The sequence below is a fragment of the Saccharopolyspora gregorii genome, from assembly GCF_024734405.1.
In the GTDB taxonomy this organism is placed as follows: Bacteria; Actinomycetota; Actinomycetes; order Mycobacteriales; family Pseudonocardiaceae; genus Saccharopolyspora_C; species Saccharopolyspora_C gregorii.
In genome coordinates this window covers 3,795,036-3,807,379 of the sequence record NZ_CP059556.1, presented here as the reverse complement: position 1 = coordinate 3,807,379, position 12,344 = coordinate 3,795,036, and the positions used below count along the sequence as shown (strand labels likewise).

The window sequence follows — 12,344 nt, the reverse complement described above, 5'->3', positions numbered from 1 at the left end:
CAGGGGTTTCACCGCTTTTGCGTGCGTCATCGCGGACGTGTCCGGGGCAGTGGGGTTCCGATTCCGCGCACCGCCGAATTCCGAATCGAATCGTGTTCGGAAATGGGTGCGGAATCGTCCGGGATGGTGCGAGAAGATCTCACCCGAGAGGTGCCCATGCGAACACGTGAATCGTCGCGGCGCTCGGCGCCGAGCCCTCGCCCGCCGATGACGCGGTCTCCCTGGGGCGGGCGGCGCGGATGAGCACCGGTGACAGGCGGGTGGTGCTCACCGGCATGGGCGTGCGGGCGCCCGGCGGGCACGGCGCTGCCGGGTTGTGGGACCTGCTCACCTCCGAGCGCACCGCCACCCGCACCATCACCGCCTTCGACCCGGCTCCGTTCCGCTCCCGGATCGCCGCCGAAGTCGACTTCGACCCGGTGGCGGAGGGTTTCACCGCCCGCGAGGTCGCCGAGCGGGACCGGGTGGTGCTGCTCGCGCTCGCCTGCGCGCGCGACGCGGTCCGGGACTGCGGGCTGGACCTCGCGCGGCGGGACCCGACCCGCACCGCGGTGAGCATCGGCAGCGCCGTCGGCTCCACGATCAGCCTGGACCGCGACTACCGGCGGATCTCCCGCGGCGGGTCCACCTGGCTCGTCGACCACGCCCTGGCCTCGCCGCGCTCCCGCGACCACCAGGTGCCCGCGGCCCTCGCCCGCGACGTCGCCCGGGAGGTCGCGGCGGAAGGACCCGTCGCGGTGATCTCCACCGGCTGCACGTCCGGGCTCGACGCGGTCGGCCACGGCGCCGAGCTGATCCGCGACGGGCGCGCCGACGTCGTGCTCGCCGGCGCCGCGGACGCACCGATCTCGCCGATCACGGTCGCCTGCTTCGACGCGATCCGCGCCACCTCGCCGAACAACGCCGACCCGGCACACGCGTCCCGCCCGTTCGACCGGCGCCGCGACGGCTTCGTGCTGGGGGAGGGGGCGGCGGTGTTCGTGCTGGAGGAACGCGCCGCCGCGCTGCGCCGCGGCGCCCGGGTGCACGCCGAGTTCGCCGGATTCGCCGGGCGCTGCAACGCCTTCCACATGACCGGGCTGCACCCGGAGGGCCGCGAGCTGTCCTGGGCGATCACCGCCGCGCTGCGCGTCTCGGGCCGGGACCGGGTGGACTACCTGAACGCGCACGGCTCCGGGACGAAGCAGAACGACCGGCACGAGACCGCCGCGATCAAGCGCAGCCTCGGCGCCGCCGCGCACCGGATCCCGATCAGCTCCATCAAGTCCAAGGTCGGGCACTCGCTGGGCGCGATCGGCTCCGTGGAGCTCGCCGCCTGCGTCCTCGCGATGCGGCACGGGGTGGTCCCGCCGACCGCGAACTACGCCGAACCGGACCCGGAGTGCGACCTGGACTACGTGCCGGGCGAGCCGCGGGAAGCGGACCTGGACGTGGTGCTCAGCGTCGGCAGCGGCTTCGGCGGGTTCCAGAGCGCCGCCGTCCTCACCCGGGGGGACCGATGACGGAGGTGTGGGTGACGGGGATGGCCGCGATCGCTCCGAACGGCGTCGGCGTCGACGACTACTGGGACGCCACCCTGAGCGGCCGCAGCGGCATCTACCCGATCAGCGGGTTCGACGCCACGTCCTACCCGGTCCGGGTCGCGGGCGAGGTGCCCGATTTCGACGCGGGCCGCCACCTGCCGCCGCGGCTGCTCACCCAGACCGACCGGATGACGCGGTACGCGCTGGCCGCCGCCGACTGGGCGGTGGCCGACGCGGAGGTGCCGCCGGACGTCGACGGCGAGTTCGGAGTGCTCACCGCCGCCGCGGCCGGCGGGTTCGAGTTCGGCCAGCGGGAGCTGGAGAAGCTGTGGGGGCAGGGCCCGGACCGGGTCAGCGCCTACCAGTCCTTCGCCTGGTTCTACGCGGTGAACACCGGCCAGATCTCCATCCGGCACGGCCTGCGCGGCACCGGTTCGGTGCTGGTCGCCGGGCAGGCGGGCGGGTTGGACGCGATCGCGGAGGCCGCGCGGATGTTGCGCCGCGGTACCACCACCCTGGTGCTCACCGGCGGGTTCGAGGCCTCGGTGTGCCCGTGGGGGCTCGTCGCCTGCGCCACGACCGGCACGATGAGCACCGAACCCGACCCGCGCTGGGCGTACCTGCCGTTCGACGAGCGGGCGAGCGGCGCGGTCCCCGGCGAAGGCGGCGCGCTGCTGGTCCTGGAGGACGCCGTGGCCGCGGCCCGGCGCGGGGCGCCGCGCGTGCACGGCCGGATCGCCGGGCACGCCGCCACCTTCGACCCGCCGCCCGGTTCGACGCGCGAGCCCGGCCTGGCCCGCGCCGTCCGGGCGGCGTTGCGCGACGCGGACCTCCCGGTCGGCGCGATCGACGCGGTGTTCGCCGACGCCGCGGGCACCCCGGACCGCGATCGGGCCGAAGTCGACGCGCTCCGCGAGGTGTTCGGTCCGCGCGGGGTCCCGGTGACCGCGCCGAAGAGCATGACCGGGCGCCTCGACTCCGGCGGCGGACCGCTGGACGTGGTCGCCGCCCTGCTGTCCCTGCGCGACGGGGTGCTGCCGCCCACGATCGGCACCCGCCGCGCCCCGGACGAGCTGGACCTGGTGCTGGACGAACCGCGGGGACTGCCGCTGCGCGCGGTGCTGGTGCTGGCCAGGGAACCCGGCGGCTTCAACTCGGCGCTGGTGGTGACCGCATGAGCCGTGAGGACGAGGAGGAGACCCGTGCGACTGACCCGGACCCAGCTGGTGAGCGCGATCCGCGCCGCCGCGGGCGACACCGAACTCGCCGACCTGGACGGCGACGTCCTGGACCGCCGGTTCGACGAGCTCGGCTACGACTCGCTGGCGCTGTTGGAGGTGGCGGCCGTGCTGCGCCGCACCCACGGCATCGTGCTGCCCGACGACGCCGTCGTCGAGCTCGGCACGCCCGCCGACCTGCTGCGGATCGTGAACGCGACGACGGAAGAGGTGCGTTGAGATGGCCCGGACCGACAACTCCGTGACCGTGCGGGCTCCGCTGCCGCTGGTGTGGGACAGGACCAACGACGTGGAGTCCTGGCCGACCCTGTTCGCCGAATACGCCCGCTCCGAGGTGCTGCGCCGCGACGGCGACACCATCGACTTCCGGCTCACCACCCACCCGGACGCCGACGGCAAGGTGTGGAGCTGGGTGTCCCGGCGGGTCCTCGACGTCGCCGAGCGCAGCGTGCGCGCCCGGCGCCTGGAGACCGGGCCGTTCCAGTACATGGAGTTGTACTGGACGTACCGGGAGACCGAATCGGGCACCGTGCTGCGCTGGGTGCAGGAGTTCACCGTGAAGCCCGAGGCGCCCTTCGACGACGCCGCGATGGCCGCGCGGCTCAACGCGGCCACCAGGAACAACATGAACCACATCAAGGCGGTGCTCGAACGGGACGCGAACGCGTCGAGCTGAGCGCCGGGGCCGAAGGGCCCTGGGAGCGGGCGGGCACCGTGTCGATCCTGGTGCTGTCGGCGGAACGCGCGAGCGGGAGCAGGCGATGGGGACGGGTGCGGTGCTCGGAGCGCTGCGCTGGGCGGCGCAGGCGTTGCGGCCCAAGCGGAATCCGCTGCGCCGGAACCTGGACCGCTGGACCGCCGCGGTCATGGCGCTGCTGGTCGGGTTGGCGCTGGCCTCCGTCCCGGTGGCGGCCGCCGTCGGCAGCGGCATGCACCAGCGGCTCGGTGAGCGGTCCGCCGCGCAGCACGCGGAACGCACCCCGGTGACCGCCCGGCTCGTCGAACCGGCGCGGATGACGATCCTCGGCGGCGGTTCGCCGCAGACCCAGCGGGTGCTGTTCCACGCCCCGGTGACCTGGCGGGACGCGGCCGGGCGGCCGCACGGCGGGTGGGTGGAGATCTCCTCGGCCGCGGTGGCGGTGGGAGACGAGATCGAGGTGTGGGTGGACGACCGGGGCGCGGTCGTGGCGCCACCGCTGGGCGCGGACCGCGCGTTGGCGTCCGCGATCAGCGTCGGCGTGCTGCTCGTGTTCGGCTCGGTGGTGTGCTGCGGGGTGGCGCTGGTCCTCGTGCGCCGCGTCGCCGACGCCCGCGCCCACCGGGCGTGGGGGCGGGAGTGGGAGGTGGTGCGCCCCCGCTGGGACCGCCGCGGACCGGCGGGCGCCGGGTGAGGTCGTGGCCGCCCGCGGAAGCTCCGTCACCGCTCGCGGTACCGTGCTCACCGTCCGCTGTCGCGGCCCGGTCGGCCGCCTCCCGGGGATCTCCGCGCGCGGGTGGTCGTGCGATGCTGATCGCGCGGCGGATGCCGCTCGACCAGCGATCCGGGGTCGCCCGGGAGCACGTCGGGGCGGCGCCGCAGGGACGGAACCCCGGACGCAGGCGGGAGGCACGATGGCGGAGGAGCACCGGAGCGCGGAGGTGGATCTGCGCACCGACCGCGCCCACGGCGCCCGGATCTACGACTACATCCTCGGCGGCAAGGACAACTACGCCGTCGACCGGGCCGCCGCCGAAGCCACCCTGGAGGTGTGGCCCGCGCTGCGGGTGCACATGCGGGCCAACCGCACCTTCATGCACCGCGCGGGTCGCTTCCTGGCCCGGGAGTGCGGCATCCGCCAGTTCCTCGACATCGGCACCGGCATCCCCACCCAGCCGAACCTGCACGAGGTCGTGCAGGAGGTCGCCCCGGATTCGCGGGTCGTCTACACCGACAACGACCCGATCGTGCTCGCGCACGCCCGCGCGCTGATGTCGAGCGCGTCGGCGGGCCGCACCGCCTACGTCGAGTCGGATATGCGGCAGGTCGAATCCCTGCTGGCGGCACCGGAACTGCGGGAGACGCTGGACCTGGACCGGCCGATCGGGCTGATGCTGATCGGGATCGTGCACTTCATCGAGGACGACGACGAGGCGCTGGCGGTGTCGCGCCGGATCGTCGACGCGCTGCCCGCCGGCAGCTACCTGGCCGCGACGATCGGCACCGACGACTTCGCCCCCGAGGCGCTGGCCCGGGTCGCCGACGTCTACCACGAGCACGGCGAGACCATGCGGCTGCGCAGCGAGGCGCAGGCGGCGCGGTTCTTCGACGGGCTGGAGCTGGTCGAGCCGGGCCTGGTGCAGATGCACCGGTGGCGCCCGGACGACGACGAGCACCTGTCGCTGGACGAGGCCGACATCGCCATGTACGGCGCCATCGCCCGCAAGCCGTGACCGGTCAGCGCTGCCGGAGTTCGAACATCGGCAGCGGGGTGTCCCGCTCGGTGACCTCCTCGCCGAGGGTGCCGTGCAGGACGTCCTTGAACTTCGCCCACGCCCGCGGGTGCCGCCGCGCGTAGTCGGCGAGCACGGCGTCGGCCTCGGCGGTGGTGAGCAGCCGCGCGGTGGCGGGCCGGTCGCGGTGGCGGCCGGTGGACACGCGGACCCGCGGGTTCGCCACCACGTTGCGGTACCACTGCGCGCGGGCGCCGAACCCGGAGGCGACGACGTGGACGCCCGGTCCGGGGTGCGCGATCACCTCCAGCACGACCCGCCGGGCGATCCCGGAGTTGCGGCCCACGTGCTCCAGCAGGAGCAGCCGCGGCCCGAGCAGGACGCCGAGCCGGGCCCGGTACAGCAGGACGGGGGCGCGCATCAGCGCCCGGGAGCGCAGCAGCCGGGCTCCGGCCCGGCCGAGCGCGGTGGTGGCGGGTTCCGGCATGGTCGGCCTCGATTCGTCCGGTCCGAGCAGTGTCGCACCGGGCGGACGGATCCGGCGGGTGCGGGGTGATCGCGGGCGCGACCACCCCGCGCCGGGATCAGGGCAGCGGGTCTCCGGTGCGCCGCGCCGCCGCGTCCGCCAGGGAGTAGCTGGGGTGCGGGGGCTGGTTGTAGGCGGTGTTCTGCCAGGCGACGGCGAGCCGGTACTGCCGGTCCTCCATCAGCCCGGGCAGGCTGAGCTCGGTGGGTTCGGTGGTGCTGAAGATCCGCAGCGCGCTGCTGTCCTCGGTGCGGAACACGACCTCCTCCCGCCAGTCGCCCATCAGGTCCGCCGACAGCGCGGGGGTGGCCTTGGTGCCGTTGTTGGAGGCGACGCCGTCGAAGTCCTGGACGCGTTCGGTGCCGTCGCCGGTGTACTTGTCGACGTGGGTGTCGTCGAGAAGTTCGCGGCTGGTGTCGCCGTCCCACCACACCAGGAAGTTCATCGATCCGGGCCGGGGCCCGACGTCCTCGCCCGCGGCGTCGCGCAGCCGGTCGTCGGCGGCGGACCAGAACTCGGCGCCGGGGTTGCCGTCCCAGATGTCGCCCGCGACGCCGCGCCCGTTGTCGCCGGCGGGGTCGGTCTGCCAGAGCACTTCGCCGGTGGCGGCGTCGGCGAGCCAGGACGCGGGCTGGTCGGAGTTCTCGTCGACCTTGTACACCTCCAGGCCGGGCCGGTCCGGGTCGAAGTCGCCGACGTGCAGCGCGTCGCCGTGGCCGAACCCGGTGTTCCACAACGGGTTCCCGTCGTCGTCGATCGCCATCGCGCCGTAGACGACCTCGTCGTTCCCGTCGTCGTCGACGTCGGCGATGGACAGGTTGTGGTTGCCCTGCCCGGCGTACTCCTCGCCCGCCTCATCGCTGTCGAACGTCCACAGTGGAGTCAGTTCGCCGTCGAAGGTCCACGCGGTGATCACCGAACGGGTGTAGTAGCCGCGCGCCTCGATGAGCACGGGCCGTCCGTCGATCTCGGCGGTGGCGGCGAGGAAGCGGTCGCACCGGTTGCCGTAGGAGTCGCCCCAGTCGGCCGGGTCGCCGCGCCCCGGGACGTAGTCCGCGGTGTGCCGCTCGGCGCCGGTGGTGCCGTCGAACACGGTGAGGAATTCGGGGCCGTCCAGCACGTACCCGTCGCCGTTGCGGTGGTCGGCGTCCGCGTCGCCGAGCGCGGTGCCGGTGCCGTCCACGGTGCCGTCGGCGGTCTTCACCGCGACTTCGGCGGCACCGTCCCCGTCGTAGTCGTACACCTGGAACTGGGTGTAGTGCGCGCCCGCGCGGATGTTGCGCCCGAGGTCGATGCGCCACAGCCGGGTCCCGTCGAGCCGGTAGGCGTCCAGGAGCGGCGAGCCGGTGTACCCGGCCTGCGAGTTGTCCTTGGCGTTGGACGGGTCCCACTTGACGACGTACTCGTACTCGCCGTCGCCGTCGAGGTCCCCGACGCCGACGTCGTTGGCGCTGTAGGTGTAGTCCTCGCCGGCCGGGGTGGTGCCGCCGTCCGGCACGTCCAGCGGGATGTCGAGGTGGTCGGCGGCGAAGGCGCGCGCGGTGCTCACCGCGGCCCGCTGCCCGTGCGGGGTGATCTCGTAGCGGGCGTCGGCGGGCGCCCCGCGGTCGAGGAACCCGGTCCCGGTCAGCGGTTCCGGCGTGATCCTGGTGCCGTCGCGGTACACGTCGAAGGTGGTGCCCGCCGGGTCGGTGCCGAACAGCCGCCAGGACACGAAGTTGTCGTCGCCGGAGCGCACGCTGATCGCGGCGCGGCCGGGTTCGGCGGCGCGGGCCTCGGCGGGCGCGGTCCCGGCCCGCGCCGGTTCGGCGGAGGATCCGGTGGCGGGTGCGGCGGAGCCGATCGGCAGCACGGCGGCGGCGAGCGCGGTCACCAGTGCGCGGCGGGGAGATCTCGTTCGCGATGAGTGCATTGTGGACGGTTCCGATCTGGTCGAGGGTGCTTCGTCGCACCCCGGTCGGACGAGCTGGTCCGGCGCTTCCGGACGTGGCGCAGGAAAGCGCTTTCCCGAACGTTAGGGGCGGGCGGCTCGGCTCCGCAAGGACCGATCGACGGTGCCGGTGGTCCGGCCGTCCGGCGGCGGCACGGGACCTGTCGGGGGTTCCGGCGACCCGCCGTCAGGGGGAGTCGGCGGTGCTCCGGGCGTGGTGGGGCCGTCGCTGCGCTGCGCGATCGGCCGCCGGGGTCAGGACCGGCGGCGCGGCCTGCCGCGCCCGCCGCCGGGGCGCGGGCCGCCCTTGCCGCGGCCGGGCTTCGGGGCGGGCTGCTTCTTCGCCGCGGGCTGCTTCTTGGCGGCCGGCTGCTTCGGCGTCCGCTCCTGGCGCCCGCGGGTGCTGTTCACCGTGCGGCCGCGCACGATCCCGATGAACTCCTCCACCAGGTCGGTGGTCTCCTCCTCCGGCCACGACAGCGCGACCCGCGACTGCGGGACGTCGGTGAGCGTCCGGTAGGTGAGGTCCTTGCGGTGGTGCAGCCGGGCCAGCGACTGCGGGACGACGAGCAGGCCGACGCCCGCGGCGACGAGCTCGACGGCGAGACCGGTGTTCGCGGGCCGCTCGAAGGCGGGCCGGCCCGGCGGCCGTTCCCAACCGAGGGTGTCGTCCAGCGGGTGCTGCACGATCTCGTCGGCGAGGTCGGCGGGCCCCACCTCGTCGGCCGCGGTGATCACGTGGTCCTTCGGCACCACGACCACGGTCGTCTCGGTGTAGAGCGGGATCGCGTGCAGCCCGTCGCGGTCGGTCGGCAGCCGCAGCAGCGCCGCGTCGACCTCACCGCCGCGCGCCAGGTCGGCCGCGGCGGCGGCCGGGGTGGCGACCAGGTGCAGCGGCACCGACGGAACCCGCTCGTTCCAGATCCGCACCCACTTGCCGGGGGTCACCCCCGGCACGTACGCGAGGGTGAACGACGACGATCCGACCGAGCCTGCCACCAGGCCAGGCTACCGGGCGTCACCGCAGGTACCGCGGGGCCGGGTCGATACCCTGGGCCCATGACGTCGCACAAGACCCCCCAGACGATGAAGCCCGCGACCGCGGCGAAGAAGCTGAACGTGTACCTCGAAGCCACCCCCGCGGAGTTCCAGGAGGGCGTGGTCTCGCGCGACGAGCTCAACGCCCTGCAGACCGACCCGCCGGAGTGGCTGCGCGAGCTGCGCCGCAACGGCCCGCACCCGCGCCCGGTGGTCGCCGCCCGGCTCGGCGTGTCCAACAGCGGCCTCGCCCGCGGTGGCATCACCGAGGCGCTCACCACCGAGCAGATCGAGGCGCTCAAGGCGGAGAACCCCGACTGGCTGCAGCACGAGCGCGCCACCCAGGCCGAGGTCCGCAAGGAGGCCGCCCGCATCAAGAACAAGTCCCGCGAGGACTCCGGCTCCTGATCGCTCCCGTGGCGGGGCGGGCGGCGGAGCCGCGCGGGACGGTCGTGGTCCCGGGGCGCGCCGCACGTCCGCACCCGTCGTGATCCCCCGGTCCGCGACGTGAACAGCGCCCGGCTCCGCTCGTGGCGGGGCCGGGCGCTGCGGTGCTCGGGGTCAGTGCTTGCCGAGTTCGCCGTCCACCCGGCGCCAGATCCCCTCGGGATTGCCGTCGGCGAGGACGCTCGGCAGCAGCTCCGCGGGCAGGTCCTGGTAGGCCACCGGGCGCAGGAACCGGTCGATGGCCAGCGTGCCGACCGAGGTCGTCCGCGAGTCCGAAGTGGACGGGAACGGTCCACCGTGGACCATCGCGTGGCCGACCTCGACGCCGGTGGGCCAGCCGTTGAACAGGATCCGGCCCGCCGTGCGCTCCAAGGTGGGCAGCAGCGCGCCCGCTTCGGCGGCGTCTGCGGCGGTGGCGTGCACGGTGGCGGTGAGCTGCCCTTCCAGCCCGGCCGCGACCTCGCGGACCTGGGCGGCGTCGCGGCAGCGGATCACCAGCGAGGACGAGCCGAACACCTCGTCGTCCAGCCCGTCCCCGGCCAGGAACGACTCGGCGTCGGTGGCCAGCAGCGCGGCCCGGCAGGAGTGCGGCGCGTCGGATTCCCGGCCGCGGGCCAGCACGGTCACCTCGCCCTGGTCCGCCAGCGCCTGCACGCCCGACTCGTAGGCGCGGGCGATGCCCGGGGTGAGCATCGGGGTCGGGGTGGCGGCGCCGACCGCCTCGGCCGCGCTGTCCAGGAAGGTGGTCAGCTCCGGCCCGTCGACCGCGATGACCAGGCCGGGGTTGGTGCAGAACTGGCCGGATCCCATCGTGAGCGAGCCGACGAACTCGCCACCGAGCTCCGCGGCCCGCGCGGCGAGCGCCCCGGGCAGCAGGAAGACCGGGTTGATGCTGCTCATCTCCGCGTACACCGGGATCGGCTGCGGCCTGCGCTGCGCGGCGGCGGTCAGCGCGAGCCCGGCGCCGCGGGAACCGGTGAAGCCCACGGCCTGGATGCGCGGATCGGTGACCAGCGAGATCCCGAGGTTGCGGCCGCTGCCGAACAGCAGCGAGAAGGTGCCAGCGGGCAGCCCGCAGGAGGCGACGGCGTCGCTGATGGCGCGCGCCACCAGCTCGCTGGTACCCGGGTGCGCGTCGTGCGCCTTGACCACCACGGGGCAGCCGGCGGCGAGCGCGGAGGCGGTGTCGCCACCGGCGACGGAGAAGGCCAGCGGGAAGTTGCTGGCGCCGAACACGGCGACCGGGCCCAGCGGGATCTTGCGCTGCCGGATGTCGGCGCGCGGTGCGGGGGAGCGGTCCGGCTGCGCCGGGTCGATGCGCGCCCCGGTGAAGCTGCCCTCCCGCACCACCTGCGCGAACAGCCGCAGCTGCCCGGTGGTGCGACCGCGTTCGCCGGTGGTGCGGGCCAGCGGCAGGCCGCTCTCGGCGTGGGCGCGGGCGGAGAGGGTTTCGCCGATGGCCTCGATGTTGTCGGCGATGGTCTCCAGGAACACCGCGCGCTGCTCGAAGGTGGTCGCGCGGTAGGTCTCGAAGGCCTCGTCCGCCGCCGCGCACGCGCGCGCCACCTCGGCGTCGCCGCCGTGCCCGTAGGCCGGTTCGAGTTCGGCGCCGGTGGCCGGGTCGATCGCGCGGATCTGCTCGCCGTCGCCGAACACGGGGGTGCCCGCGATCAGCATCCGCCCGGTGAGGTCGGTGGCGGTGGTGCCTGTGGTCATGCGGTGGGTCCTCCTCGATCCGGGCGGTGCGGGAGCGGGGGCACGGCCTGGCGGCGCGCACATCCCGCCAGCGGTGACACTAAGATCCCCGACCGATGCGTGTCCAACTCCGATCGAGCATCGTCCGATGCTCGAAAGGCATCGCACGCGGGAGGCGAGCATGTTCACCCTCAACCAGCTCTCCGGGTTCGTCGCGGTGGCCGAAGAGCTCCACTACGGGCGGGCGGCGGCGCGGCTGCGGATGACCCAGCCGCCGCTGAGCAGGCAGATCCAGCTGCTGGAGCGGGACCTGCAGGTGCGGCTGTTCGACCGCAGCGGCCGCGCGGTGCGGCTGACCCCGGCGGGGCAGGCGTTCCTGCGCGATGCGCGGCGGCTGCTGCACGAGGCGGAGAACGCGACGCTGGCGGTGCGCCGGGTGCCCAGCGGTGAGGCGGGCGTGGTGCGCGTCGGGTTCACCGCGACCTCGGCCTACGGGAAGCTCGGCGGGGCGCTGGAGACGGCGCGGGAGCGGCTGCCGCACGTGGACGTGGTGCTGCGCGAGCTGGTGACCCGCGAGCAGCTGGACATGCTCTCCTCGGGCGCGCTGGACCTGGGGCTGGTGCGGCCGCCGATCACCCGCCCGGAGCTGGATTCCCGGCGGCTGCTGGCCGAGCCGCTGCTGGCGGCGTTGCCCGCGGGGCATCCGCTGGCCGCTGCGGAGCGGTTGAGCCCGGCGGACTTCGACGCCGCCGACGTGGTGATGTACTCGCCGACGGAGGCCCGCTACTTCCACGAGCTGCTGGTGAGCGTGTTCCGCGAGGCGCACGTCTCGCCGCGCTACACCCAGCACGTGAGCCAGGTGCACACGGTGCTGGCGCTGGTGCGCGCCGGGCTGGGCATCGCGCTGGTGCCGTCGACGGCGACGCTGCTGAGCTTCGACGGGGTGGTGCTGCGGCCGGTGGCGCTCCCGGAACCGGAACCGGTGGAGCTGCACCTCGCGTGGCGCCGGGCCAACGACAACCCGGCGCTGGGGGCCCTGCTCGCCCTCCTCTGACGACCCGCGCCAGGCGGAGCCCGCGGGGCGAGCCGGGGCGGTGCGGGCAAGTCAACCCCCGTTGACCGGAACGCCGGCGGAAGCGCCACCGGCAAGTCAGCCGTTGTTGACATCGTGCGCCCGCCCCGGTCGCCGGGTCCGCGGTGCGCGGCCTTCAGGCGGGGATGGCGCAGCGGAGCATGCCGTCGTCCCCGCGGGTCGCCGTCGGGTTCGCGCGCAGCAAGCACAGGGCCTCTTCGTCGAACCGCTGGAAGCCGAGGAACTCGCGGCCTGCCTCGCCGTCGCGGTACACGGCGGCCCATCCGTGCAGGTCGTCGCAGGTCACGTGGTAGGTGAGGGCGGGTGGCGCCAAGGTGGGCAAGGTGATCCCTCCGGGTTGGGCACTCAACGTGCTGATCGAGCACAGAGAGTATCCCCTCCGCGATCACTGCTCCATTCGGGGTAGCGAATTGGTGCCGGCGGC

At 74.4% G+C, this 12,344-nt stretch carries 13 protein-coding genes; 8 read left to right on the top strand and 5 right to left on the bottom strand.

All coding sequences use genetic code 11. From position 1 onward, the window contains the following. Positions 1–239: 239 nt before the first annotated feature. The 6 genes from H1226_RS16590 (at position 240) to H1226_RS16565 (ending at position 5,191) form a co-directional block, all read left to right on the top strand. Entirely contained in the window at positions 240–1,502 is a 1,263-nt protein-coding gene (locus H1226_RS16590) for a beta-ketoacyl-[acyl-carrier-protein] synthase family protein (protein WP_258341542.1), read from the top strand. After that, positions 1,499–2,701: a ketosynthase chain-length factor gene (locus H1226_RS16585; RefSeq protein ID WP_224957527.1), complete on the top strand. Its 1,203-nt coding sequence runs from the start codon at positions 1,499–1,501 to the stop codon at positions 2,699–2,701. Before H1226_RS16590 ends, H1226_RS16585 begins: the two co-directional genes overlap by 4 nt. A 24-nt stretch (positions 2,702–2,725) precedes the next feature. Next, on the top strand, positions 2,726–2,980 hold the full coding sequence (locus tag H1226_RS16580; protein WP_258341541.1) for an acyl carrier protein: 255 nt from the start codon (positions 2,726–2,728) through the stop codon (positions 2,978–2,980). A gap of 1 nt (position 2,981) precedes the next feature. Then, a complete protein-coding gene (locus H1226_RS16575; RefSeq protein ID WP_258341540.1) occupies positions 2,982–3,437 on the top strand; it encodes an SRPBCC family protein in 456 nt (151 codons plus the stop codon). A gap of 85 nt (positions 3,438–3,522) precedes the next feature. Further along, a complete protein-coding gene (locus H1226_RS16570; protein ID WP_258341539.1) occupies positions 3,523–4,152 on the top strand; it encodes an Rv1733c family protein in 630 nt (209 codons plus the stop codon). Positions 4,153–4,372: 220 nt separating this feature from the next. Next, a complete protein-coding gene (locus H1226_RS16565) occupies positions 4,373–5,191 on the top strand; it encodes an SAM-dependent methyltransferase (RefSeq protein WP_258341538.1) in 819 nt (272 codons plus the stop codon). Between the two features lie 4 nt (positions 5,192–5,195). On the opposite strand, the gene H1226_RS16560 is transcribed toward H1226_RS16565, so the two are convergent. The 3 genes from H1226_RS16560 to H1226_RS16550 form a co-directional block, all read right to left on the bottom strand. Further along, positions 5,196–5,678 carry a nitroreductase family deazaflavin-dependent oxidoreductase gene (locus H1226_RS16560; RefSeq protein WP_224957532.1) on the bottom strand — a complete coding sequence of 161 codons (483 nt, stop codon included), beginning with the start codon at positions 5,676–5,678 and terminating at the stop codon, positions 5,196–5,198. Between the two features lie 97 nt (positions 5,679–5,775). Then, positions 5,776–7,590 (bottom strand): rhamnogalacturonan lyase, encoded by a 1,815-nt coding sequence (locus H1226_RS16555; RefSeq protein WP_258341537.1) that lies wholly within the window; start codon positions 7,588–7,590, stop codon positions 5,776–5,778. A 312-nt stretch (positions 7,591–7,902) separates the two neighbouring features. Beyond that, positions 7,903–8,646, bottom strand: coding sequence for a LysR family transcriptional regulator substrate-binding protein (locus H1226_RS16550; RefSeq protein WP_258341536.1), 744 nt, complete (start codon positions 8,644–8,646; stop codon positions 7,903–7,905). Between the two features lie 60 nt (positions 8,647–8,706). Here H1226_RS16550 and H1226_RS16545 point away from each other — a divergent pair, with 60 nt between their 5' ends. Beyond that, the gene (locus H1226_RS16545; protein ID WP_224957535.1) at positions 8,707–9,093 is read left to right on the top strand and encodes a DUF5997 family protein; all 387 of its coding nucleotides are present in this window, start codon (positions 8,707–8,709) and stop codon (positions 9,091–9,093) included. Positions 9,094–9,246: 153 nt separating this feature from the next. Here H1226_RS16545 and H1226_RS16540 read toward each other — a convergent pair whose 3' ends face one another. Continuing rightward, the gene (locus tag H1226_RS16540) at positions 9,247–10,848 is read right to left on the bottom strand and encodes an aldehyde dehydrogenase (NADP(+)) (protein ID WP_258341535.1); all 1,602 of its coding nucleotides are present in this window, start codon (positions 10,846–10,848) and stop codon (positions 9,247–9,249) included. 160 nt (positions 10,849–11,008) lie between these two features. Here H1226_RS16540 and H1226_RS16535 point away from each other — a divergent pair, with 160 nt between their 5' ends. Beyond that, positions 11,009–11,881 carry a LysR substrate-binding domain-containing protein gene (locus H1226_RS16535; RefSeq protein WP_258349433.1) on the top strand — a complete coding sequence of 291 codons (873 nt, stop codon included), beginning with the start codon at positions 11,009–11,011 and terminating at the stop codon, positions 11,879–11,881. Positions 11,882–12,035: 154 nt separating this feature from the next. Here the strand turns inward: H1226_RS16535 and H1226_RS16530 are convergent, their stop codons facing one another. Continuing rightward, a complete protein-coding gene (locus H1226_RS16530; RefSeq protein WP_258341534.1) occupies positions 12,036–12,233 on the bottom strand; it encodes a hypothetical protein in 198 nt (65 codons plus the stop codon). Between the last annotated feature and the right edge of the window lie 111 nt (positions 12,234–12,344).